The organism is Kitasatospora azatica KCTC 9699 (genome assembly GCF_000744785.1).
In the GTDB taxonomy this organism is placed as follows: Bacteria; Actinomycetota; Actinomycetes; order Streptomycetales; family Streptomycetaceae; genus Kitasatospora; species Kitasatospora azatica.
Genome location: NZ_JQMO01000003.1, coordinates 3,457,161 through 3,480,420, shown reverse-complemented (window position 1 = coordinate 3,480,420; position 23,260 = coordinate 3,457,161). Strand labels below are relative to the sequence as shown.

Sequence of the window (23,260 nt, the reverse complement as noted above, 5' to 3'; positions counted from 1 at the left end):
CGATTCGGGGCGTCAGCTGGTGGCGAACTTGGCGGCCAGCTGCGGGGTGGAGACCAGGCTGACGCCGGTGAGCCGGGCCAGGATTCGGCCGTCTCGGCCCACTGCGGTGACCGTCAGGCTCGCCGAACTGCCGTTGACGGCGGTGGGTTCGACCACCGCGAGGAACGGCTCACCGTCCGGCAGCGCCTGGTGGAACTCGGCGCGGGTCACCGAGAGCGGCAGGCTCGCGGTCTCCTTGAAGCGGCGCATCCAGACCAGGCCCGCCTGCAGCAGCAGGTCGGCGGTGCCGGGCGAGTACAGCCGCCCGCCCCAGGCGCCGCCGGCCGGCCGGTGCTCGGCCAGCGCGCACTCCAGCACCAGCCGGGACTCCTCCTCGGCCAGCACCCGTCGCACACCGCGCAGTGAGCTGCCGTGGAAGAGCGTGCCGTCCTGGTAGAAGCCGCCGGCGTCGCGCCCCTCGCCGAGGGCCGGCAGCGCCATCGGGTGGCTGAACTCCCCGGCCGGATCGGCGCCGAGCACCACGCTGGCCGCGTAGTGCGGGCGCACCGCGCCGTCGGCGGCGACCGAGCGGATCACCACCTCGGTGGTGGCCTGGTCCCCGGCCGGGTTGGCCGAGAGCTGCAGCCGGGCCGGCTCGGTGCCGTCGAAGACCACGCCCTTGTGCACCGCGAAGTCCCGCACCTGGCGGACCGTGCCGCCGCTGAGCCGCTCCACCGCGCCGATCGCCCAGCCCAGTGCCAGCGCGGCCGGCAGCACCGGGACCCCGCCGATCTGGTGGTCGGTGACGATCGCCGCCGCGGTCAGCTCGGCCAACTCCCGCTCCAGCACGGCGGCCCGCGGACGGACCTCGGCCGAGCGAACGGAGAGCGGGGTGGTCGGGCCGAGCACGGTGACCACGTCGTGGCCGCGCTCCGACGCGAACTGCCCGGTGAACAGCGCGACTCCGGTCTGCGGCGCGATCAGCGTGATGCCGCGCTCCTGGAAGACCGCCTTGATCTGCGGCGAGACCATCCCGCTGTCCCAGGCACCCCAGTTGAGCGAGCTCACCCGGGCCTTCGGGTGCCGGCGCTTGAACGAGGAGGCCCAGGCGTTGAGCACCTCGTTGGCCATCGCGTAGTCCGACTGGCCCTGGTTGCCGAAGAAGCCGGCCACCGAGGAGAAGAGCAGCACGTGCCGCAACCGGTCGGCGTCCAGGGCGTCCAGCACCGAGCGCAGACCGCCCAGCTTGGCAGCGAACACCCGCTCGATCTCGGAGGCCTTCTTCTGCGCGATCAGCTGGTCGGCAAGCACCCCGGCGCCGTGCACCAGACCGGTGATCCGGTGCGCGTAGGGGGCCAGCGCGGCGGCGGTGGCGGCGGTGTCGGTGATGTCCACCGCGAGGTACTCGGCCGTGCTGCCGGCCGCCGCGAGCTCGGCCAGCGTGGCGCGGACCTCGCGCTCACCGACCACCGCCTGGTAGAGCTGCTCGACCCGCTTGGGGGTGGGCTTCTCGCCCTCTGCCTTCAGCTGGGCGACGGCGGCCGCCTTCAGCTCGGCGGCGCCGGTCAGACCGGCCGCCCAGGCCGGCTCCTCGCCGAGCGCGGTACGGCCGAGCAGCAGCAGGCCGGGACGGTGCGCCTTGGCCAGGTCGATCACGCAGCCCGCGGTGATGCCGCGGCCGCCGCCGGTGACCACCAGCAGGTCCTCGGAGGTCGGCGCGGGCAGCGGGCCGCTCTCCTGGTGCGCCAGCGTCGACGGACGCTCGCCGAGGGTCAGTTCGTACCGCCGGCCGTCGGCGGCGCGGGCCACCTGGACGGGGCTGACCGAGGCGTCCTGAAGCTCCGTCAGGACCAAGTCGGCGGCCGCGGCCGGATCCAGCGAGGGCGCCAGGTCCAGGGCCCGGCAGAACAGCTCGGGCGCCTCGACGGAGAGCGTCTTCGCCAGGCCGCCGTAGCCGCCGGCCGGGACCAGCTGCTCGGCGACGCCGCTGAGGCCGAAGGCGCCGTCGAGCCGGGTGACGGTGACGAAGCCGGCCCGGCCGTTGGCGGCCTGCTTGGTCAGCGGCTCGACCAGGTGCTTGGCGACCAGCAGGGCGTGCGCCAGGCGGCGGACGCCCTCCGCCCAGTCGCTGTCCTGGCGGGTGCCGAAGGCGATCACCAGGGACACCCGCTCGGCCAGCAACTCCTCGGTGCGCTCGGCGAGTTCGGTGGTTCCCCAGCCGCTGAGCGAGAAGTCGACGGCACCCTCGACGGTGCGGGACACCGAGGGCAGTCGCAGCACCCGCAGCTGCCAGCCGGTCGCCCGCAGGCGCTCGGCCACGGCCGGGACGAGGTCGCCGCCGTCGTCGATCAGCAGCGCGCCGGCACCGGCCGGGTAGGCGGCCACCAGGCGGTCGGGGTGTGGGAGTTCGGCGAGCACGGCCTGAGCGCGGCCGATCGCGCCGGGACGGGGCGCCGCGGGCTCCTTGGCGGGCTGCTCCTTGGCAGGCTGCTCCGTGACCCCGGGCGCGGCTGCGGGCTGCTCGGCTGCGGGCTGCTGCGTGGCGGCCGGCGCCGGAGCGCTCGCGGGGCCGCCGGCCATGAACTCCACGATCTGGCCCAGCGTGCGCAGCTCACCGAGCTGCTCGGGGCCCACATGGACGTCGCTCGGGAACTGCTCGGAGAGCACGCCCATGATCTCGACCCGCTTGATCGAGTCGATCCCCAGGTCCGCCTCGACATCCATCCCCAGCTCGAGCATCTCCGCCGGGTAACCCGTCTTCTGCGCCACCACCGCCAACAGCGCGGCACTGACCTGCTCGGCCGTCACACCGGCCGAAGCGGAGGCCGCCGGAGCAGTGGCAGCGGCAGCGGCAGCCGGAGCGGCCGCGACACCGGCCATGAACTCCACGATCTGGCCCAGCGTGCGCAGCTCACCGAGCTGCTCGGGGCCCACATGGACGTCACTGGGGAACTGCTCGGAGAGCACACCCATGATCTCGACCCGCTTGATCGAGTCGATCCCCAGGTCCGCCTCGACATCCATCCCCAGCTCGAGCATCTCCGCCGGGTAACCCGTCTTCTGCGCCACCACCGCCAACAGCGCCTCGGCCACCTGCTCGGCCGTCACACCGGCCCCGGCAGGAGCAGCAGAGGCGGCAGCGGTCGGCGCAGCCGCCGCGACACCGACCATGAACTCCACGATCTGGCCCAGCGTGCGCAGCTCGCCCAACTGCTCGGGGCCCACCGGCGCATCGCTCGGGAACTGCTCCGAGAGCACACCCATGATCTCGACCCGCTTGATCGAGTCGATCCCCAGGTCCGCCTCGACATCCATCCCCAGCTCGAGCATCTCCGCCGGGTAACCCGTCTTCTGCGCCACCACCACCAACAGCGCCTCGGCGACCCGCTCGGCCGTCACAGCGGAACCGGCAGGAGCAGCGGCAGGAACGGCAGGAGCGGCAGCAGGAACGGGAGCCGCAACGGGCTCGGTCGCCGGAGCAGCGGCCTGCACCGCCGGTGCGGGCAGCGCCATCGGCGGCAGCGAGGGCGCCACCGCCACCGCAGGCACCGGAGCGGCCACCGGGGCAGCGACCGACGCCGCCGGCGTCACCGGAGCAGCGGGCGCCACCGGGGCGACCGGCGCCACCGCGCCCGTTCCCGGCACCAGTTCCAGCGCCGCCAGGTCCCGCAGGATCTCGTTGGCCCGCAGGTGGGTGCGCCCGATCGCCAGCCCGTGTTCCTTGACGGCCGTGACCCCGGGCAGGACCTCGTCCACCCGGCCCTGGTCGGCCGCGTTCTCCAGCAGCCCGGCCAGCCGCTGCGCGCTCTGCAGCTGTCCGTTGAGGTAGTCGTCGTGCAGCGCCAGATGGTCGGCGATCAGCTCGGCCAGCCGGTCCGGCTGGTGTTCGTGGTCCACAGGCAGGTTCTCCTGGTTGGGAGCCGGGACCGACACAGCGGTCACCGTGGTCTCGACAGCAGGGGTCGGCACCGCCACCGGCGCCGTCACCGGCACAGCCACCGCCGCCGGAGCGGGCGGTGCGGGCACGGGCACCGGCGCAGATGCGGGAACGGCCGCCGGAGCAGGCGCGGGCGCACTCGGCAGCGCCACCCGGTACCCGTTCTCCAGCGCCTCCCGGTACGCCGCCTTTCGCGGCTCGGAGACGTAGTTGATGCCGTTGAGCAGCACCGTCATGCCCTTGCTCGGCGCCGCCTCGGCCACCGGCGCGACATAGCGGTCGGCCAACGCCAACGGCAGGCCGAGCACGCCCAGTTGCGCGACCGCCCGCTTCATCGCGAGGTCCGCGTCGCCGCCCGGTCCGGCGTCCAGCTGGACGGCCTGGTGCGGCCGCTCGCCGAGGATCCGGCGAACCAGCTTGGTCAGGACGCCCTGCGGCCCGAACTCGACGAAGGTGCGGTACCCGGCCGCGTACATCTCCTCGACCCGGTCGGCGAAGTGCACCGGGTTGACCAGCTGCTCGGCGAGCAGCGTCCGGTTCGCGGCGAGGTCCGAACCGTAGGCGCCGCCCGGCGTGTTGGCGAAGACCGGCGTCCGGGGCTCGCGCACCTCGACCCGCTCCACGGCCGTCCGGAAGGCCTCCACGGCATGCGCCACGAACGGCGTGTGGAAGGCCGCCGACACCGGCAGCCGGCTGACCCGGATGCCCTTCGTGCCCGCCGCCGCGACCAGCCGCTCCACCGCGGCGGTTGCGCCGCCGACCACCACCTGGTCCGCCGCATTGCGGTTGCAGACCATCAACTCGGGATATTCGCTGAGCAGTTGGCTGACGGTCTGGTCATCCGCGGCAACCGCCGCCATGGCTCCCGGGTCGAAGTCACCGGCAGCCTCGGAGGCCGGCGGCGCCATCGCCGCCCCACGGGCCCGGGCCAGCGCGAAGTACTCCTCGTCGCCCAGCGCGCCGGCCGCCCAGAGCGCGGTCACCTCGCCGAAGCTGTGCCCGAGCTGTCCGTCGGCGGCAAAGCCGAGTTCGGTCAGGTAGCGGAACTGCCCGGCCGACAGCGCGCCGATCGCGGGCTGCGCGTACTCGGTGCGCCGCAGCGCCGCCTCCTGCACCGTCCGGGCGGCCTGGTCGAAGGCGGGCGGCGGGAAGGCCGCCCGGGCCAGCGTGTCGCTGCCGGTGAAGTGCCGGTTGGCCTGGTCGAAGGCGGCCCGCAGCGGCGGCAGCGCGAGCACCGCGCGGTGCCCGGGGTTCACGTACTGGCTGCCCTGGCCGGCGAACAGCGCCCCGACCTTGCCGAGCTCGGCGGCCCGCCGCCGGTACCAGACGCCCTTGGGGTGCGCCCACTCCTGGGCGTCGCCGCGCTGCCGCAGCTCCCGCACGGCCAGCTCGCGCAGCTCGGTCAGCTCCGCCTCGCCGCGTGCGGCCAGCGCCACTCGGGCGTGGTCGGCCGGGACCGCTGCCGCGTTCGGCACCCCGGGCGCGCCCGAGGCGAGCAGCGTCGCGAGCGCCTCGGCGTCCGGCGCGTGCCACAGCTGCGCCTGCGCGACCGGGAACATCACCTGCAGGTCCTGGCCCTCGCCGTACTCCTGCAGCACGAAGTGGAAGTTGGTGCCGCCGAAACCGAAGGAGGAGATCGCGGCCAGCCGCTGCGGCCGGTTCGGGTCCTTGATCCACGGCCGGGTCTCGGTGTTGACGTAGAACGGCCCGCCGACGGCCGAGCTGGGCTGCTCGACGTTGATGGTGGGCGGCAGCACCTTGTGGTGCAGCGCCAGCGCCAGCTTGATCATCCCGGCCGCGCCGGCCGCCGCCTTGGTGTGCCCGATCTGCGACTTGACGCTGCCCACCGCGGCGAACCGCTGCTCCTCGGTGGCCTCGGCCACCACCGCTGCCAGCGCCGAGAGTTCGGTGGCGTCCCCGACCGCCGTCCCGGTGCCGTGCGCCTCGAAGAGCTCGACCGCGGCCGGCGAGACGTCGGCGTCCTGGTACGCCCGCCGCAGGGCCACCATCTGGCCTTCCTTGCGGGGCGCGTAGATCGACTTGAACCGACCGTCGCTGGAGGTGCCGATGCCGCGGATCACCCCGTAGATCTCGTTGCCGTCCCGCTCCGCGTCGGCGAGCCGGCGCAGCGCCAGCATGCCGATGCCCTCGCCGATCAGCGTGCCGTCCGCGTCCTGGTCGAACGGGCGGATCCGGCCGCTCTTGGAGAAGGCCGGGGTCTTGCTGAAGCAGAGGTACATGAAGATGGTGTTCTCGGCGTCGCAGCCGCCGGCCAGCATGGTGTCGGCCCGGCCCTCGAGCAGTTCGCTGACCGCGGCCTTGGTGGCGGCGAGCGAGCTGGCGCAGGCGGCGTCGATGGTCATGTTGGTGCCGCCGAGGTCGAGGCGGTTGGCGATCCGCCCGGCCACCACGTTGCCGAGCATGCCGGGGAAGGAGTTCTCCTCCCAGGGCGCGAAGGCCAACTTGAACTTCTCGGCGATCTCCTCGGCGTCGCGCTCGCTCAGCCCGCAGCTGCGGACCACCTCTTTGAGCACCGGCGTCTGCAGGCGCGCGGAGAGCGGCTGGGTCAGCTGGTTGGCGCCGGTGATGCCGAGCACCACGCCGGTCCGCTCGGGGTCGTACCAGGGCTGGTCGGCGCCGGCGTCCTTGAGCACGTCACGGGCGACCACCAGGCTGAGCAGCTGCAGGACGTCGGTGACCTCCAGCGTGGTCGGCGGCAGGCCGAACTCCATCGGGTTGAACGCGACCGGCGGGATGAAGCCGCCGCGCTTGGCGTAGGTCTTGTCGGGCGCGGCCGGGTCCGGGTCGTAGTGCTCGGCGACGTCCCAGTGCGTGCTGGGGACGTCCTCGATGCAGTCGGCCGCCGCCACCACGTTGCCCCAGAACTCCCGCAGGTCACGGGACTTGGGGTAGAGGGCGGACAGGCCCACGATGGCGATCGGGTTTCTGGCCAGTCTGCGGTCCAGATCATCGTCCGAGCGCGACTGTGCCGAGGGTATGGGTGACGGATTGCTGGGCTGCGAATCGTTCACGGCAGGGCTCTCTTGGTCTCTTCGGGCCGGGGACGGCCCAGGGGAGGGAGCGGGGTGACCGAACGGGTGCGGCGCGGGCGGTGTCAGCGGTACTCGGCCGGGCTGACCAACCGCGAGATCAGCGCCGACGCGTCCGGCCTGGTGAGCATCGTGTAGTGGTCGCCCGGACTCTGATGGACCGTCAGTCCGTGCGGGGCGAGCGGCGGCCAGCCGAGCGTGCGGTCGCCCGGGAGCAGGCTGCGCTCGGCGGTGACCAGCACCAGTGGCACCGAGGAGGGCCGCGGGCGGTAGGGGGCGGTGAGCCGGTTGTTGCGCAACAGCCCGTCCACGTAGGTGTCGTAGAGCTTGCGCAGGCCCGGTAGCGGGGTGTCGGGGAGCAGGGCTCCGCCGGCCACTGCCGCGTCCAGCACCAGCAGCAGTCCGTCCTCGGTGTCGCAGTGCGCCAGCCGGTCCGGGTCGAGGTCGACTGGGCGCCCCCGCTTGGCGCCCAGGTACATCGCGAACCAGCCCAGCAGCAACGGGGGTTGCAGGGCGTCGTCGGGCTGCTGGTAGGCCTCGGTGGGCGCGATGCTGTCGAGCAGCACCAGCTCGCGCGGGCGCCGCTCGGCGGGCCGGCGCTCCACCATGGCCTGGGCCACCACTCCGCCGAAGGACCAACCGGCCAGCGTGTAGGCCTCGGTGGCGTCCGGCCGGGTGTCCGACCGGGCGTCCAGCTCGGCGTCCAGCTCGGCGTCCAGCTCGGCGTCGAGCTCGGCGGCCAGCCGGTCGGCCAGGGCCTCCACCGTGGTGTCGGCCCGCCCGCCGGTGAGCGCGGCCTCGAAGTACTCCGGCAGCCCGGACAGGTCGAGCACGGTCAGCCCGACCCCGGGCGGCAGTGCCCCGGCCAGGCTCTGGTGCACACCGGCGGCCAGCGCCCCCGGGTGGACCAGGTAGACCGTGCCGCGCCCGCCGGCCGCCGCCCGCAGGCGGTGGACGGCGGCCGGGCCCGCGTTACGCCGAGGCCGCATGCCGGCCCTCGGCCTGCGACGCGGACTCCTGGGCCAGGTACTCGGCCAGGTCCTTGACCGTCGGGTGGTACCAGAGGGTGGTGCTGCCCAGCTCGAAGCCGAGCCAGTTCTCCAGCTCACCGGCCAGGATCAGGGCTTCGGTGGAGTCCAGATCCAGCTCGTCGAAGTACTGCTCGGGTGCGATCTCGCTCTGCGGCACCCCGAGGCGATGGGCGATCTTCTCGATCAGCCACTGCTGGGCCTCGGCCGCTGACACTACGGACACGGGATGTCCCTCCCTGATCGTGGGCCCGGACGGGCCGTCAGGAATAGCTCTGAAAAAGGGCGTCGAGCAGCCCGGAAACCGGTCTGTTCGACCTGTGAATGGCGCTGAATGACGATGAAATGCAGTGAATGAGGCTTGGCTGACGGTGGATGGCGGGCCGTCTGAATACGGACATTCAGTGATCCGGACAGACTGGTGCCGGGGCGGCCGAATTCGACACAGGACGGCACCGGAGGCGCCGGGCCCGACTGCCGTGGACCCGCGACCGCTGGCTGACCAGGTTGTATGCCAGCGCTCCAGGTCTTGGTCAGGACCGTACGTCGGGGGGAACTGACCGCGCAACTAACCGTGTGTAAACACGGCGGGTCACCTACAGGCGGCTCGTCAAATCCGATTTGATAGATAGTCAGGAAATCGGTAAACCCAGCTAGTTGACGCGCTGTCTACCAGAAAACCGCACGTCAGAGCGGGAATTGCCGCACACTGGGAGCTTCCGGTGAGAAAGCTGGCAGACACTGCCGATGTTCAACTGTGGAAGGTGGGTGTGAAAACGAAAACGCCGCCCCCGGGGCTTCCCGAGGGCGGCGTGGAGCGGTGAATCAGCCGAGCTGGACCACCGCGCGCGACATCCCGAGCACCTTCTGCCCGGCACTGGTGACCAGCAGGTCCACCTGCACCCGGCGGCCGTCCAGCAGCTTGGCCACCTTGCCGGAGACCTCGATCACCGCCCCGGCCTCGTCATTGGGCACCACCACGGGCCGGGTGAACCGCACCCCGTACTCGACCACCGCGCCCGGGTCCCCGGTCCAGTCGGTGACCACCCGGACCGCCTCGGCCATGGTGAACATCCCGTGGGCGATCACGTCCGGCAGGCCGACCCCTACCGCGAACTTCTCGTTCCAGTGGATCGGGTTGAAGTCGCCCGAGGCACCCGCGTAGCGCACCAGTGTGGCGCGACTCACGGGAAAGGACTGCGCGGGCAGTTCGGTCCCGACCGCGACCTCGTCGAAGCTGACAGCCATCACTGCTCTCCCGCCTTCTCGTCGGCCTGCTCGTCGGCCGCCCGGGCGACCAGCGTCATGATGGAGGTCACAACGTGCTCGCCGCTCTCCTCGACCACCTCGCCACGCACGGTCAGCACGTCGTTGCCCGCCAGCGACTTGATGTTGTCGATGGCGATCTCCACCCGCACCCGGTCGCCGGCCCGCAGCGGGCGGGTGTAGGCGAACTTCTGGTCGCCGTGCACCACCCGGCTGAAGTCCAGGCCCAGCTCCGGGTCCTCGACCACCTGGGCGGCGGCCGCGTAGGTGAGCACGAACGGGAAGGTCGGCGGCGCGATCACGTCCGGGTGACCGAGCGCCTTGGCCGCCTCCCGTTCGGTGTACGCCGGGTTGGGGTCGCCCACCGCGACCGCGAACTCCCGGATCTTCTCCCGGCCCACCTCGTACGGTTCAGTGGGCGGGTAGGTCCGCCCGATGAAGGAGGGGTCGAGCGCCATGGACTACTCCTCAGTTGTGCGTGTGCAGAAACGACTTCAGGCCGCACCCCGAAGGGTGCGGCCTGAAGTCGATGACCTGATCACTGCCAGGCCCGGCGACGCCCTAGGGGGTCAGCGGGTCTCGCGGTGCGCGGTGTGCGAGTTGCAGCGGGGGCAGTGCTTCTTCATCTCAAGACGGTCCGGGTCGTTACGCCGGTTCTTCTTGGTGATGTAGTTCCGCTCCTTGCACTCCACGCAGGCCAGCGTGATCTTCGGGCGGACATCGGTGGCAGCCACGGGAGTGCCTTCCTTGGACAATGGGTGATGACACAACAAGAGTAGCCGATCGGGAGTTCGATCTCCCGACCGACTACGCGGGGTAGCGGTGACCGGACTTGAACCGGTGACACAGCGATTATGAGCCGCTTGCTCTACCAACTGAGCTACACCGCTTTGATGATCGCACTTCACCGAGGTGAAGCCCGTCCATCAGAGCCCCCATGCGGAATCGAACCGCAGACCTTCTCCTTACCATGGAGACGCTCTACCGACTGAGCTATAGGGGCGAACCGGTTGAACGAGGAAGAGATTACACGCTTCCGGGCCAGAGGTGAAATCCGTATCCCGACCGCAAGATCGCAGGTCGGCGGGCTCGCACGGGCGAGCGACCCCGGGTGGGGCGTTCGACTCCCGATGCGGTCGCAGCGCGCCTGACGCGCGAGCCTGCGGGCATCGCGCGCACGCTGACCATAGGCTCGACCGCCACTGATCTTCCAGACCCGGGCCCTGGGGTCCTGTCGCTGAGAGGAGTCGGCCGATGAACGCGGACAGCGCATCTCCCGACGGACCGCAGCACGGCAACCGGTCGGACTCGGGCGCGGCCGGACCGGGCAGCTCCGGCGGCAATCCGCTCGGGCACGGCCCGGTGCTGCTGCTGGCCGGTGCCCGACTGGCCGACGGCCGGGTGGTGGACGTGCGGATCAGCGGCGACCGGATCCAGGCCGTCGGCACCGCCGGCAGCCTCGGCCCGCTGCCGCAGTCGGCCCTGCCCTGCGGCAGCGCGATCAGCCTGGCGGGCGAGCACGAGCCGGCCGTGGCGGCCGGCGCCCGGATCGACCTGACGGGCTATCTGCTGCTCGCCGCGCCCGCCGAGCCGCACGCCCACCACGACACCGCCTTCACCGCGCTGCCCCCGCCCGCGTTCGCGGACGCGGCCCGCCCGGTCGCCCCGCCCACGGCCCCGCCGACGGCGCCGGGCGCCGAGAGCCCGGGCGAGCTGATCCGCCGGGTCACCGAGGCGGCCCTCACCTCGCTCGGCTACGGCGCCACCGCCCAGCGCACCCACGTACGGATCGGCGACGTGCACGGCCTGCGCCGGCTGGAGGCGGTCCTCACCGCCCGCCAGGCCCTGCGCGGGCTGGCCGAGCTGCAGGCGGTGGCGGTTCCCCGGCTGCTCACCGGCACGGTCGGCGCCGACGGCCGGGCCGCGCTGCGCGAGGCGCTGCGACTGGGCGCGGACGCGGTCGGCGGCTGCCCCGAGCTGGACCCGGACCCGGTCGGCTTCGTCCAGGTGGTGGCCGAGCTGGCGGCCGAGTTCGACTGCCCGGTCGACCTGCACCTGCGCGGCGGCGACCCCGGCCAGCTGGCCCGGCTCACCGCCCTGCTGGCCCCGCTGCGGCCACGGTTCGCGGTGGGCCCGTGCGACCGGCTCGGGCCCGGCGGCGGCGCTGCGCTGCGCGCGGCCGGCGCCCGGGTGGTCTGCCTGCCGCAGAACGGCGCCTGCGGCGCGCTGGACGGCCCGCCCGGCGGGCTCACCCCGGCGGTGGTACGTGAACTGACGGATCATCAACTGCCGCTGGCGGCGGGCAGCGGTGCGCTGCGGGACGCCGTCAACCCGGTGGGCCGCGCCGATCCGCTGGAGGCCGCCTACCTGCTGGCGGCCGGCGGGGCGCTGAGCGCGACGGCCGCCTACGAGGCGGTCAGCGGGCAGGCCCGGCTGCTGATGGGCCTGCCGCCGGTCCGGGTGGACGCCGGCTTCCCCGCCGAGCTGCTGGCCGTGCGCGGGGACAGCCTGGCCGGCGCCCTGTCCGGCGGCCACAGCCGCCTGGTGGTGCACGGCGGCCGGGTGGTCTCCCGCACCAGTGCGGTCCGCGAGTTCGCCGACACCGTCGCCCTGGCCCTCCCCCGCCAGGGCGGGCACCACCGCTAGCGGTACTCGCGCAGGCGGGGGCGGACCGCCAGCACGGTCAGGGCGAGGGTCCCCGCGACCAGCAGGGCCAGCCAGACGGCGGCGCCGGCCCCGAGCTCGGCGTCGCTCTGCCGGACCGTCCGGTCGAAGGCCTGCTGGTTGATCGCGATCACCTTGTCGAAGGCGTCGCTGAGCTGGGCGAAGTCGCCGTTGGACTGGCCCTCGGCGGTGCCGGTGTCGAAGGCGATGGCCTCGCCGAGCCGGCCCTGCTGCTGGAGCACCCGGATCCTGCGGTCGTCCCGCTGGTAGGTCTGGAACGCGGTCAGCACCCGGTCCGCGGCCTGCTGCTCACCGGGGAAGGTGACATTGCGCAGCTCGTCGCCCAGGTACCCGGTGAAGCCCAGCACCCGGGGGCTCGCCCGGTGCGCGTCCACCACCTTGGCGAGCGCGTCGTCGTAGCTGTTCAGCGTCGTGCCGTCGAGCCGGACGATCTGCTGGGTCTTGTCGAAGAAGCTCTGCTGGTAGGCCGCCGCCCGGTTGTGGTCGACCAGCCAGCGGCTCTCGTCGGCGTTGCTGTCGTAGGCCACCGCGCGGGCCCGGCCGAGCGCGATCACCGAGTCGTAGGCGTTGGCCTTGGCGGTGTGCAGCTGGTCCTGCGCATCGGCGGCCAGGGTGAGCCCGTAGCCGAGGCCGATCGCCGTGAGCAGCAGCGCGCCCACCAGCGGCGGGCTGACCCGGCGGCGGTAGCGGACTGTCAGGGTGCGCTGCAGCGCGCCGAGGGCACCCAGTGCCAGCAGTCCGGTGACCAGCAGCCAGGTCCGGCCCTTGCCGAGGTCGGCCCGCTGCCCGGCGTAGATCCGCGTCACGGTGGCCTCGTTGTCGCCGGCCACCTGGTCGGCCGCGGGCAGCAGCTCCTGCCGGAGCAGGTCGGTGGCCTGCTGGTAGGAGACGAGCGCGTCGGCCGGCGGCTGTCCCGGCGCCGCCTTGGCCACCGTCTCCTGCAGGTCGGAGCGGGCGACCAGGGCCTCGTACTGGCCGAGCGCGTCCAGCAGGCCGCTGACCGTCCTGCGGGCTCCCGGGTCGCCGGCGGCGGCCTCGGTGGCCTGCTCCAGGTCGGCGTCGGCCTGGGCGCGGCGCTGGTTGTAGAGGTCGCTGACGGCCTTGCGCTGGGCGAAGTGGTCCTGGTCGGCGCCGACCAGCAGCAGGTTGGCGGCCTGCGCGTCGAGGTCGCTGAGCGCGAAGTAGAGGTCGGCGGCGCGCACCGCCTGGGGGGCCGCGCGCAGGCCGATCGCGTCCGTGCTGTCCCGGGTGCCGCTCAGCACGGTGCCGACGACGGCGGCGAAGACCAGCACCGTGGTCAGCGCGGTGACGGTCAGGGTGCGGACCTGGCGAGGGGTGCTGCCGAGGACGGCGGCGCGCAGGCGGCTCAGGGCGCCGGTCCGGATCGGGGCGGTGGCCCGGTTCGGGGCGCCGGTCCGGATCGGGGCGGCGGCCGCGCTCCTCGGTCTCTCCGCTTCCCGTGGTCTTGCCGCTGTACTGGTCCCCGTTGCCATGGCCGCGCGCCTCTCCCCCGACACCGCTCCGGGCTCCTGACCCGGCGTCATCCCGCATTCTGCGCCGCACCGGCCCGACTGTGGCACCCCGTGCAACGGTCTTGACGGATCATTAGCGCCCCCGGGGGTGGCGGATCGGCGGTCAGACGTTCTCCGGGACCGCTCAGACGTTCTCCGGAGCCTTGATCGCCTCGCGCGCCGAGCGGTTGCCGGCCGGCTCGCCGCGGCGGACCGAGCCGGGGGCCCGGCGGGCCGGGTGGTCGGCGTGCGGCGCCGAGGAGAGCTGCCAGGGCACGCTGATCACCATCACGCCCGGGGTGAAGAGCAGCCGGCTCTTCAGCCAGAGCGCGGACTGGTTGTGCAGCAGGTGCTCCCACCAGTGGCCGACCACGTACTCCGGGATGAACACCGCCACCGCGTCCCGCGGGCTGCTGCGGCGCACCGAGCGGACGTACGCCACCACCGGCTTGGTGATCTCGCGGAACGGCGAGTCCAGCACCTTGAGCGGCACCCGGACGTCGAACTCCTCCCACTTGGCCTCGAGCTCCTCGGTGGACTCCTTCTCCACCGAGACGCTGACCGCCTCCAGCGAGTCCGGGCGGAACGCCTCCGCGTACCCGATCGCCCGCAGGGTCGGCTTGTGCAGCTTGGAGACCAGCACGATGCCGTGCACCTTGGACGGACGGACCGACTCGGCGTGCGGGTCGTCCACGGTCAGCTCGTCGGCGACGGCGTCGTAGTGCCGGCGGATGCCGCGCATCATCACCCAGAGCACGATCGCCGCCACCACGGCCAGCCAGGCCCCCTGGGTGAACTTGGTGAGCAGCACGATCGCCAGGACCAGCGCGGTGGTGACCGCGCCGAAGCCGTTGATCACCCTGGACCGGTGGGCGCCGGACCGGACCTTGCCGTCCGTCTCGGTGGCCAGCGTCCGGTTCCAGTGCCGGACCATGCCGATCTGGGAGAGCGTGAACGAGGTGAAGACGCCCAGGATGTAGAGGTGGATCAGGCTGGTGACGTTCGCGCCGTAGAGCCAGAGCAGGCCGCCGGCCACCACCGCGAGCGCGATGATGCCGTTGGAGAAGGCGAGGCGGTCGCCGCGGGTGTGCAGTTGCCGGGGCAGGTAGCGGTGCTGGGCCAGGATCGAGGCGAGCAGCGGGAACCCGTTGAAGGCGGTGTTCGCGGCCAGCACCAGGACCAGCGCGGTGACGGCCTGGATGAAGTAGAACAGCACGCTGTGGTCGCCGCCGAAGATCGCGGAGGCCAGCTGGGCGATCACGGTCTGCTGCGGGGCGCTGTGGCAGTCTCCCGGGAAGCCGGTCAGCCGGCAGGCGTCGTCGGTGATGTGGATCTTCGAGGTGAGCGCGAGCGCGGTGATGCCCATGAACATCACCACCGCGGTGATGCCCATCACGGACATCGTGGTGGCCGCGTTCTTCGACTTCGGCTTGCGGAAGGCCGGCACGCCGTTGGAGATCGCCTCGACCCCGGTCAGCGCGGTACAGCCGGAGGCGAAGGCGCGCAGGCCCAGCATCAGCAGGCCCAGCCCCGCCAGCGTGTCCTTGTGGTCGGCCGGGATGATCCCGTACCCGGCGCTGGCCGCGACCGGGCCGTGGCCGAACGCGATCCGGACCACGCCGGTGATCACCATCAGCATGATGCCGGTGATGAACAGGTACGTCGGCGCGGCGAACGCCTTGCCGGACTCGCGCACCCCGCGCAGGTTCACCGCGGCCAGCAGCGCGACGCAGCCGACCGCCATCAGCACCCGGAAGCTGGCGATGCCCGGGAAGGCCGAGATGATGTTGTCCACCCCGGACGCCACCGAGACCGCCACCGTCATCACGTAGTCGACCAGCAGCGAGGCCGCCACCACCAGGCCGGCGCTCGCGCCGAGGTTGTGGGAGACCACCTCGTAGGAGCCGCCGCCGCTCGGGTAGGCGTGCACCACCTGGCGGTAGGAGAGCACCACGACCGCCATCAGCGCGACCACGGCGGCCGCGACCCACGGCGTGAGGTAGAGGAACGTGGTGCCGCCGAGGGTGAGCACCAGCAGGATCTCCTGGGTGGCGTAGGCCACCGAGGAGAGCGGGTCCGAGGCGAAGATCGGCAGCGCCAGCCGCTTCGGGAGCAGGGTCTCGCCCAGCTCCTCGCTGCGCATGGCCTTGCCGATCACGAGACGCTTGAGCACCGAAGGCACATTGAACACAACCGCGAGCGTATGCGGACAAACCGGCGCGGCCGTGGACCTGTGCTCGCCCGGATCCGAAACGGCGGCCGGCGCGTCTGATCGAGGTCCGCAGCTTCGCGGGGCGCGAGTAGTGGAGGTGACGGGAATGCCGGCCAACCGGATTCTGATGGGAGCGGCGGCGCTCGGGGTGGCGTTGACGCTGGCGTCCTGCGGGTCGGGGGCGTCGTCCCCCTCGGTGAGCGTCCCGCCCTCGGCCAGCCCCGCGGTGCTGAACCTGGACGAGGCCGCCAACCACACCACGGTGCACACCAGGGTCGGCACCTCCGTGGTGGTCACGCTGCACAGCACCTACTGGCCCGAGGTCACCAGCTCCGCCCCCGCAGTGCTCGCCCCCGTCACGGTCTCGCACCCGGCACCGACCGGGTCGGGCTCGCACGGAGCCTGCCCGGTCGGCGGCGGATGCGGTTCGGTGGTCAGCTCCTTCCAGGCCCGGGCGGCCGGAACCGCCCAACTGACCACCACGCGCACCACCTGCGGGGAAGCCATGGTGTGCGCGCCCGACCAACGCGACTATCTGGTCACGGTGGAGGTCAGCGGCTGACGACCAGCGCCGCCGAGGGCCTCCTCGTTGTCCAGTCACCACTCCGCTCAGGGCACCACGCGCGGACGACAGCACTGCGGTGCACAACGAAACAGCCCCCGATCCGCATTTCCGCAGATCGGGGGCTGTTTCTCTATCCTGTGGCTGGTGCAGGGTTCGAACCTGCGTAGCTTGCGCGACAGATTTACAGTCTGCTCCCTTTGGCCGCTCGGGCAACCAGCCAGGATTGGTGTCTTGCGGGGGACTGCCCCGTTCGACTGGGTAAACGATACCTGATGACGGGGGGTGCTCCGCCACTCGATTGGTCACGTGATGATCAAGGAGGCTGGGTGGGGTGGGGCTGGATAGGCTGTCGGCGTGAGTGCCCCGCATGGGTGGGGCCGCCAGTCGCCGAGTTCGCAAGGAGACCACCACAGATGGCCGACTCCAGTTTCGACATCGTCTCGAAGGTCGAGATGCAGGAGGTCGACAACGCGATCAACCAGACCTCCCGCGAGATCGCCACCCGCTACGACTTCAAGAACGTCGGGGCCACGATTGACCGGTCGGGCGAGAAGATCGAGATGAAGGCCGACGGCGAGGAGCGGGTCAAGGCCATCCTCGACGTGCTGCAGAGCAAGCTCATCGCCCGCAAGGTGTCGCTCAAGGCGGTCGAGGCCGGCGAGCCGCAGCTGTCCGGCAAGGAGTACAAGATCTTCGCGACGATCAAGGAGGGCATCTCCCAGGAGAACGCCAAGAAGATCTCGAAGATCATCCGGGACGAGGGCCCGAAGGGCGTCAAGGCGCAGATCCAGGGCGAGGAGCTGCGGGTCTCCTCCAAGAGCCGCGACGACCTGCAGACCGTCCAGACGCTGCTCAAGGGCAAGGACCTGGACTTCGCGCTGCAGTTCGTGAACTACCGCTAGTCGGTGTGGCGGGAGCAGGACACGAAAGGGGCGTCGCCGGTGGCGGCGCCCCTTCGGCGTGCCGGCTGGTTTCTGAGAGTTTGATGGGTACCTGCACGGCGGCTGTCGCTGGTACGGCGGGCTCGGGGGTGCTGCGGGCGGGGGCCGGTGGCAGTGGCTGGCTCAGAGATTCTTAAAAAACGAGCGTTACGTTGACCCGGCAAGCCCCCAGTTGATCTCGCGAAGGGGACGCCACCGGTGACCAGTCTGCTCCACCCCGCCCGTCCCGCCACCGACACGCCACGAGCCACGACAACTCAGGGCAGACCAAGCACCTGGACCCGCTACCTGCGGATGCTCGCCTGGCCGGCGTACTTCCTCGCGCTCTGGCGGTACATAGCCGACAACGGGGTGCCGTACCAGAACGACCTGGTCTTCTGCTGGCTGATCGGGGCGCTGATCGCGGCGGCCGTGCACAGCGGGTACCGGTTCGGCTGGCTGCGGGTGCTGCGCGACTGGGTGCCGGTGATGGCTGCGGTCTGGGCGTACTCGCTGCTCCGCGGCTACGGCGCGCACACGCCGTGGGCGGTGCACTGGGCGCCCCAGTTGGCGTTCGACAAGGCGGTCGGCTTCGGCCAGGTGTGGACGGTACGACTGCAGCAGTGGCTGTACACGCCGGGCCACCCGCACTGGTACGACTACGCGGCGACCGCGGTCTACATGTCGCACTTCTTCGCGGTGTTCGTGGTGATGGCGGCGCTCTGGAAGCGGCGGCACGACCGGTTCACCCGGTTGGTGGCGCTCTATCTGGCGCTCACCTTCGCGGCCTTCGCCACCTATGTGCTGTATCCGGCCGACCCGCCGTGGCTGACCGCGCAGAACGGGCACCTGCCGCAGCTGACCCGGGTGGTCTCCGACGTCCTCACCCAGAGCGGGCTGCCGCGGGCCGGGTCGATCTTCGAGAACGGCAGCCGGTTCGACAACGACGTGGCCGCGATGCCTTCGCTGCACGCCGCCTATCCGATGCTGCTGGCGCTCTTCTTCTGGCCGACGGCCGGGCGCAGGCTGCGGGTGCTGCTGGCGCTCTATCCGCTGGCGATGGCCTTCACGCTGGTCTACGGGGCCGAGCACTTCGTGATCGACATCCTGATGGGGTGGGCGTACGCGGCAGTGGTGGTCTTCGGCCTGGGGCGGCTGCTGGACCGCCGCGCGGAACGCAGGCTGGAGCGCGGGTAGCAGACTGGACTCCGTGCGCCCTACACCCGAACAGCTCGCCGCCGCCCAGGACACCACCATTCCCGACGTCATCGCGCCCGATCTGCGGGTGCTGTTCTGCGGGATCAACCCGGGCCTGTGGTCCGGCGCCACCGGGCATCACTTCGCCCGTCCGGGCAACCGGTTCTGGCCCGCCCTGCACCGGTCCGGGTTCACGCCCCGTCAGCTACGACCGGACGAGCAGGGCGAGTTGCTCGGTCTCGGGCTCGGCATCACCAATGTGGTGGCGCGGGCCAGCGCCAAGGCCGCGGAGCTGACCCGCGAGGAGCTGGAGGCCGGCGGAGTGGCGCTCGCCGAACGGGTGGAGCGGCTGCGGCCGCGGGTCCTCGCCGTGCTGGGCATCGGCGCGTACCGGACGGCCTTCGGGCGTCCGCGCACCGTGATCGGCCGGCAGCCGGAGGGGCTGGGCGGGACGGAGGTCTGGGTGCTGCCGAACCCCAGTGGCCTCAATGCGCACTACACGCTGGACGGGCTGGCGACGGAGTTCCGCACGCTGCGGGAGGCGCTGACGGAGGAGGGGTAGTCGCGGTCGGCGGCTGTGACGGCTTCCGGGGGCGGCTTCCATGAGCGGGATTCATGGAAGCCGCCGTTGCATCAACCGGGACGTCCGCAACCACTGGGACGCGCAGCAGGAGTTGACGGACTTCCTGGTGCCGCACATCCGCTCCGGCCGGGTGGTGCCGAACGAGACGGTGGTGACCGGCTTCGAGAACGTGGTCGGCGCCTTCCTCGGCATGCTCGACGGGGCGAACATCGGGAAGATGATCGTCCAGGTTGCCAGCCCGTCCTGACGGTGCGTCAACTCCCTTCCGGAGGCGGCCCGGTGTAGATGCCGTGGGCCCGCATCCGCAGCGGCTCCTCGCGGTACTCCTCCACCGCGTGGGCCAACCAGCCGGCGGTCCGGGCGACAGCGACCACCACCTCACCCGCCTCGGCCGGCATGCCGACGGCCAGGGCGAACGCGGCGAGCGCGAGGTCGACGCTGGGGCGCAGCCCGGGCTGTTCGGCGGCGCCGGCTGGTCCGGCAGCGGCCCGCACCACCGCCTCCACGGCATGCAACACCCGGTCGGAGTCGGGCAGTTGCCGCATCGAGGAGAGCAGTGCGGCGGCTCGCGGGTCGCCCTCCGGGTAGACCCGGATGCCCAGGCCGGGGATCGACCGGCCGGTCCGCAGGTACTCCGAGACCACCTGCACCGCGTCGCCACTGGCCAGCACCTCGCTCAGCAGCCGGTAGGCGAGTGAGCCGACGGCGCCGTGCAGCGGGCCGTCCAGTGCGCCGAGGCCGGCCGAGACGACGGCGTACGGGTGGGCCCGCGCCGAGGCCGCCACCCGGGCCGCGACGGTGGACACCGCGAGGTCGTGGTCGGCCATCAGCACCAGTGCGCGGTCCAGGCAGGCCACCGCGCCGGGAGCGGGCGGGACGGGCGTGAGCCTGGTCCACAGGCGCGCGGCCAGGCTGCTGTCACCGCGCACCGCACTGCCGGCCGGCGGCAGCGACTCGACCATCGCGGCGATCAGCCCCGCGCCGATGGAGAGCACGTTCTCCTCGCGCAGGTCGAAGCGGAGCGGGTCGGCCGACGACGCCACCGCCACCGAGACCCGCAGTCGGTCGGGCAGCCGGGTCTGCGCCGGTAGCGCGTCGGCGGCCCGGGCCAGTACGGCGGTCAGGGCGGCGGGCGCGCGCAGCGTGACGCCCGGGTCGGTACCGCGACCCCAGAGCCAGCCGACGGCGGCCTCGAAGCCGTGCCGACGCGACAACTCCACGACGTCCACGCCCCGGTAGTAGAGCCGACCGCCCTCGATCAGGGTCAGCCCGGTCCGCACGGTGACCGGTTCGTCGGCCACCTGGCGGGCCGGGCGCCTGGTCCGGCCGGCCAGCGCCGCCACCTCGCGGGCGTCGAAGGTACTGCCCTTGCCGCCGGGTGCCCGCTCACTGCTGAGCTGGCCCCGGCTGGCGTAGGCGTACACGGTCTCCACCTTGACGCCGAGCAGCTCGGCCACCTGCTGGGTGGTCAGCCGCTCGGCGTGATGCGGGGTGCGGTGCTCGGCCATGGACACAGCCTCCTTGATGTCGACTGCAGTATCTCACATTGATTTCAATCAACATTGACAATATGGATCAACGCTCGGAGAGTACAGAGGGCAGCGAGGACAGCAAGGAACTTCCTGGAGGCGTCACATGGCGAGCGCGACCGAGACCAACCCCACCGAGATCAACCCCACCGAGATCGAGGTCCCGCGCGGCCTCAAAGGTGTCGTCGTCACCGAGACCCGGCTCAGCGACGTCCGCGGACTCGAGGGCTTCTACCACTACCGCCAGTACTCGGCGATCGACCTCGCCCAGCAGCGCAGCCTGGAGGACGTCTGGCACCTGATGCTGCTCGGCGAACTGCCCGACGCCGCCCAGCTGAGCGCCTTCCGCGCCCGCACCGCGCCGCTGCGACGGCTCCCGGACGGGCTGCGCCCGCTGCTGCCCGCACTCGCCGCGGCCACCGCGCGCAGCGGCCCGCTGGCCGGCCTCGGCGCCGCACTGTCGATCGCCGCCGCCGACCGGGGCGTCCGACCGCTCTACGACACCGCGCCCGAGCAGCGGATCGAGGACGCGCTGTTCGCCACCGCGCTGGTCCCCACCATCCTCACCGCGCTGCACCGCCTGCAGCAGGGCGAGCAGCCGGTCGAGCCGCGCGCGGACCTGACGTACGCCGCCAACTACCTCTACATGCTGACCGGCCGCGAACCCGAGCCGGCCCAGGCCCGCGCCATCGAGCAGTACCTGATCGCCACCGTGGACCACGGCTTCAACGCCTCCACCTTCACCTCCCGGGTGATCGCCTCCACCGGCGCCGACCTGGTCGCCTGCCTGCTCGGCGGACTCGGCGCGCTCTCCGGTCCGCTGCACGGCGGCGCCCCGAGCCGAGCGCTGGACACCCTGGACGAGATCGGCACCCCGGACCGGATCGACGACTGGATCCGCGCCCATGTGCTCGCCGGTGACCGGATCATGGGCTTCGGCCACCCCGTCTACCGCACCGAGGACCCGCGCTCACGGATGCTGCGCACCGTGGCCGAGGGCTTCGGTGGCGAGCTCATCGAGTTCGCCGTCACGGTGGAGCAGCGGGTGGAGGCGATCCTCGCCGAGCTCAAGCCGGGCCGGGAGCTGCACACCAACGTCGAGTTCTACGCCGGCGTGGTCATGCACCTGTGCGGCCTGCCGCGCGAGATGTTCACCCCGACCTTCGCCGCGGCCCGCGCCATCGGCTGGAGCGCCAACATCCTGGAGCAGGCCGCCGACTCCAAGATCATCCGCCCCGCCGCCCGCTACGTGGGCCCGCCCGCCCCGCAGCCGGTGCCCGCCCCGCAGGGCCCGCTCCCCCGCTGACGGGCTCAGCCGCGCGCGCTCCGGCGCGCCTTGGCCAGGATCCGCAGCGGTGCCAGCACCCCGTAGCCGACGTCGCGCCGCAGTGCGCCCACGCCGGCCCGCTCCACGGCCGCCAGCTGGTGCGCCATCAGCTCCGTCATGGTCCGGGCCACCGTGCGCAGGCCCGGGTCGGCCAGCTGGACCACGTCCGAGGCGGCCGCCAGGGCCTCCCGGGCCCGCCGGCTCTGGTCCGCCAGCAGCGCCCGGACCCCGGGGCGGTCCTGCGCCTGCTCCAGCTCGGACCGGGTGACGCCGTGCTCGGCCAACCGCTCCTGCGGTATGCAAAGCCGCCCGGCCGCGAGGTCCCCGGCCAGGTCGGCCAGGAAGTCCACCCGCTGCGCGGCATCGACGAACCGGCGCCAACCCCGGGCCTGTTGCTCGTCCGGACCGCCCCGGTACTGGAGGCCGGTGAAGACCAGTACGCCCGGCCAGGCGTACGCGTCCAGATACTGCTGATAGTCGGACTCGGCCTCGAAGCCGGTGAATCCCGCCTCAGCCGTGGCCGCACCGGTCAGAAAATCGGATATCCAATGCTCCGGCAGCCCACGCGTACGCACCGCGTGCGCATACGCCCGCAGCACCGGGTCCGCGCTCCGGCCGGACTCCAGCACCGCCGCCACTTGATCACCCAACGCCCCCAGCCCGTCCGCCCGTTGCTGCGGCGATCCGTTCTCGGCCAGGTCGTCCACCAGGTTCATGAAGGCCAGCCCGCTCGCCAGGTAGGGCACCAACGACGGCGCCGCCAACAGGCGCAACGCCAGATACGGAGCCTGCTCCCGCCGCAGCACTCGGCGTGCCGCCACCGTGTAGTCAGCCCGCAGCGACTCCTCGGTGATCGCGGCGGCGGTCAAGGTGGTGCGCCAACTGGGCAAGGCGACCGGATCCCCTCAGTACGAGCGTTCGGAACCCGCCCACCGTACCCGCACCCCGCCCGGGCCGTAGCTCACCGACCGCCGAAGCCCTGATCCGTCGACACGACCTCGCGCCCCAGCGGCATCAGCGAGATCGGGATCATCTTCAGGTTGGCCCAGCCGAACGGGATCCCGATGATCGACAGGAAGAGCGGGATGCTGGTCACCAGGTGAGCGAGCGCCAGCCACCAGCCCGCGAAGACCAACCAGATCACATTGCCGACGCAGGACGCCGCACCCGCATCCGGCTTCTCCACCGTCGTCCGCCCGAACGGCCAGAACATGAAGCCGGCCAGCCGGAAGGCGGCAATACCAAATGGAATGGTGATGATCAGTACGCAACAGATGATGCCGGCGATGGCGTAGCCGATGGCCATCCAGAAGCCGCAGAAGATCAACCAGAGGACGTTGAGGACGAAATTGATCACCTTCATGCCCTCAGCGTTTCACGCACCCGACGTTGTGGCCCACCCGAAGCGGGCCTGAACTCGCCTGCAGCCGGGTCCGCCGCAGCGGGCGGTGGTCCGACGGCTGTCGCGGTC

General features: G+C 72.0%; 18 protein-coding genes and 3 tRNA genes. 7 read left to right on the top strand and 14 right to left on the bottom strand.

Annotation, left to right across the window (positions count from 1 at the left end):
- Positions 1-12: 12 nt before the first annotated feature.
- From BR98_RS26110 to BR98_RS26075, 8 genes are all read right to left on the bottom strand, one after another.
- Positions 13-6,948 (bottom strand): SDR family NAD(P)-dependent oxidoreductase, encoded by a 6,936-nt coding sequence (locus tag BR98_RS26110; RefSeq protein WP_407639500.1) that lies wholly within the window; start codon positions 6,946-6,948, stop codon positions 13-15.
- Positions 6,949-7,031: 83 nt separating this feature from the next.
- On the bottom strand, positions 7,032-7,955 hold the full coding sequence (locus BR98_RS26105; RefSeq protein ID WP_035848087.1) for a thioesterase domain-containing protein: 924 nt from the start codon (positions 7,953-7,955) through the stop codon (positions 7,032-7,034).
- Positions 7,939-8,220, bottom strand: coding sequence for an acyl carrier protein (locus tag BR98_RS26100; RefSeq protein ID WP_035848085.1), 282 nt, complete (start codon positions 8,218-8,220; stop codon positions 7,939-7,941). Before BR98_RS26100 ends, BR98_RS26105 begins: the two co-directional genes overlap by 17 nt.
- A 599-nt stretch (positions 8,221-8,819) precedes the next feature.
- Positions 8,820-9,242 (bottom strand): MaoC family dehydratase, encoded by a 423-nt coding sequence (locus tag BR98_RS26095; protein ID WP_035848083.1) that lies wholly within the window; start codon positions 9,240-9,242, stop codon positions 8,820-8,822.
- The gene (locus BR98_RS26090; RefSeq protein ID WP_035848081.1) at positions 9,242-9,718 is read right to left on the bottom strand and encodes a MaoC family dehydratase N-terminal domain-containing protein; all 477 of its coding nucleotides are present in this window, start codon (positions 9,716-9,718) and stop codon (positions 9,242-9,244) included. Before BR98_RS26090 ends, BR98_RS26095 begins: the two co-directional genes overlap by 1 nt.
- A 111-nt stretch (positions 9,719-9,829) precedes the next feature.
- Complete coding sequence (rpmG, locus tag BR98_RS26085; RefSeq protein WP_006604855.1) at positions 9,830-9,994, bottom strand: 50S ribosomal protein L33; 165 nt, start codon at positions 9,992-9,994, stop codon at positions 9,830-9,832.
- Positions 9,995-10,077: 83 nt separating this feature from the next.
- Positions 10,078-10,150 (bottom strand) — tRNA-Met (locus tag BR98_RS26080).
- A gap of 40 nt (positions 10,151-10,190) precedes the next feature.
- Positions 10,191-10,263: transfer RNA gene (locus BR98_RS26075), tRNA-Thr, on the bottom strand.
- A gap of 251 nt (positions 10,264-10,514) precedes the next feature.
- On the opposite strand from BR98_RS26075, the gene BR98_RS26070 reads away from it, so the two are divergent.
- Positions 10,515-11,906, top strand: coding sequence for an amidohydrolase family protein (locus BR98_RS26070; RefSeq protein WP_051970227.1), 1,392 nt, complete (start codon positions 10,515-10,517; stop codon positions 11,904-11,906).
- Here BR98_RS26070 and BR98_RS26065 read toward each other — a convergent pair.
- Entirely contained in the window at positions 11,903-13,438 is a 1,536-nt protein-coding gene (locus tag BR98_RS26065) for a hypothetical protein (protein WP_035848078.1), read from the bottom strand. The genes BR98_RS26070 and BR98_RS26065 overlap by 4 nt on opposite strands.
- Positions 13,439-13,601: 163 nt before the next feature.
- Positions 13,602-15,599, bottom strand: a complete 1,998-nt coding sequence (locus tag BR98_RS26060) for an APC family permease (protein WP_198042387.1) — start codon at positions 15,597-15,599, stop codon at positions 13,602-13,604.
- Positions 15,600-15,774: 175 nt separating this feature from the next.
- Between BR98_RS26060 and BR98_RS26055 the strand changes: the two genes are divergently transcribed.
- Positions 15,775-16,230 carry a hypothetical protein gene (locus BR98_RS26055; protein ID WP_035848075.1) on the top strand — a complete coding sequence of 152 codons (456 nt, stop codon included), beginning with the start codon at positions 15,775-15,777 and terminating at the stop codon, positions 16,228-16,230.
- A 141-nt stretch (positions 16,231-16,371) separates the two neighbouring features.
- On the opposite strand, the gene BR98_RS26050 is transcribed toward BR98_RS26055, so the two are convergent.
- Positions 16,372-16,452 (bottom strand) — tRNA-Tyr (locus BR98_RS26050).
- A 194-nt stretch (positions 16,453-16,646) separates the two neighbouring features.
- Between BR98_RS26050 and BR98_RS26045 the strand changes: the two genes are divergently transcribed.
- The 4 genes from BR98_RS26045 (at position 16,647) to BR98_RS38405 (ending at position 19,180) form a co-directional block, all read left to right on the top strand.
- Entirely contained in the window at positions 16,647-17,135 is a 489-nt protein-coding gene (locus BR98_RS26045; protein WP_035848073.1) for a YajQ family cyclic di-GMP-binding protein, read from the top strand.
- A gap of 237 nt (positions 17,136-17,372) precedes the next feature.
- Positions 17,373-18,350 carry a phosphatase PAP2 family protein gene (locus BR98_RS26040; protein ID WP_157537937.1) on the top strand — a complete coding sequence of 326 codons (978 nt, stop codon included), beginning with the start codon at positions 17,373-17,375 and terminating at the stop codon, positions 18,348-18,350.
- 13 nt (positions 18,351-18,363) lie between these two features.
- Positions 18,364-18,912: a G/U mismatch-specific DNA glycosylase gene (gene mug, locus BR98_RS26035; RefSeq protein WP_035848070.1), complete on the top strand. Its 549-nt coding sequence runs from the start codon at positions 18,364-18,366 to the stop codon at positions 18,910-18,912.
- Between the two features lie 40 nt (positions 18,913-18,952).
- Positions 18,953-19,180, top strand: a complete 228-nt coding sequence (locus tag BR98_RS38405) for a hypothetical protein (RefSeq protein WP_198042283.1) — start codon at positions 18,953-18,955, stop codon at positions 19,178-19,180.
- 7 nt (positions 19,181-19,187) lie between these two features.
- Here BR98_RS38405 and BR98_RS26030 read toward each other — a convergent pair whose 3' ends face one another.
- A complete protein-coding gene (locus tag BR98_RS26030) occupies positions 19,188-20,441 on the bottom strand; it encodes a citrate synthase (protein ID WP_035848067.1) in 1,254 nt (417 codons plus the stop codon).
- A gap of 127 nt (positions 20,442-20,568) precedes the next feature.
- On the opposite strand from BR98_RS26030, the gene BR98_RS26025 reads away from it, so the two are divergent.
- Positions 20,569-21,768, top strand: coding sequence for a citrate/2-methylcitrate synthase (locus tag BR98_RS26025; protein WP_035848064.1), 1,200 nt, complete (start codon positions 20,569-20,571; stop codon positions 21,766-21,768).
- Between the two features lie 5 nt (positions 21,769-21,773).
- Here BR98_RS26025 and BR98_RS26020 read toward each other — a convergent pair whose 3' ends face one another.
- Both BR98_RS26020 and BR98_RS26015 read right to left on the bottom strand, forming a co-directional pair.
- Positions 21,774-22,679: a squalene/phytoene synthase family protein gene (locus tag BR98_RS26020; protein WP_035848061.1), complete on the bottom strand. Its 906-nt coding sequence runs from the start codon at positions 22,677-22,679 to the stop codon at positions 21,774-21,776.
- Positions 22,680-22,750: 71 nt separating this feature from the next.
- Positions 22,751-23,152, bottom strand: a complete 402-nt coding sequence (locus BR98_RS26015; RefSeq protein WP_035848058.1) for a YccF domain-containing protein — start codon at positions 23,150-23,152, stop codon at positions 22,751-22,753.
- Between the last annotated feature and the right edge of the window lie 108 nt (positions 23,153-23,260).

What these genes read in the sequence shown, in the direction of transcription:
- BR98_RS26060 (WP_198042387.1), bottom strand. Translation starts at nt 15,599, where the DNA reads ATGCGCAGCGAGGAGCTGGGCGAGACCCTGCTCCCGAAGCGGCTGGCG.
- BR98_RS26045 (WP_035848073.1), top strand. Translation starts at nt 16,647, where the DNA reads ATGGCCGACTCCAGTTTCGACATCGTCTCGAAGGTCGAGATGCAGGAG.
- BR98_RS26015 (WP_035848058.1), bottom strand. Translation starts at nt 23,152, where the DNA reads ATGAAGGTGATCAATTTCGTCCTCAACGTCCTCTGGTTGATCTTCTGC.
- BR98_RS26025 (WP_035848064.1), top strand. Translation starts at nt 20,569, where the DNA reads ATGGCGAGCGCGACCGAGACCAACCCCACCGAGATCAACCCCACCGAG.
- BR98_RS26065 (WP_035848078.1), bottom strand. Translation starts at nt 13,438, where the DNA reads ATGGCAACGGGGACCAGTACAGCGGCAAGACCACGGGAAGCGGAGAGA.
- BR98_RS26055 (WP_035848075.1), top strand. Translation starts at nt 15,775, where the DNA reads ATGCCGGCCAACCGGATTCTGATGGGAGCGGCGGCGCTCGGGGTGGCG.
- BR98_RS26090 (WP_035848081.1), bottom strand. Translation starts at nt 9,718, where the DNA reads ATGGCGCTCGACCCCTCCTTCATCGGGCGGACCTACCCGCCCACTGAA.
- BR98_RS26070 (WP_051970227.1), top strand. Translation starts at nt 10,515, where the DNA reads ATGAACGCGGACAGCGCATCTCCCGACGGACCGCAGCACGGCAACCGG.
- BR98_RS26030 (WP_035848067.1), bottom strand. Translation starts at nt 20,441, where the DNA reads ATGGCCGAGCACCGCACCCCGCATCACGCCGAGCGGCTGACCACCCAG.
- BR98_RS26095 (WP_035848083.1), bottom strand. Translation starts at nt 9,242, where the DNA reads ATGGCTGTCAGCTTCGACGAGGTCGCGGTCGGGACCGAACTGCCCGCG.
- BR98_RS38405 (WP_198042283.1), top strand. Translation starts at nt 18,953, where the DNA reads ATGAGCGGGATTCATGGAAGCCGCCGTTGCATCAACCGGGACGTCCGC.
- BR98_RS26105 (WP_035848087.1), bottom strand. Translation starts at nt 7,955, where the DNA reads ATGCGGCCTCGGCGTAACGCGGGCCCGGCCGCCGTCCACCGCCTGCGG.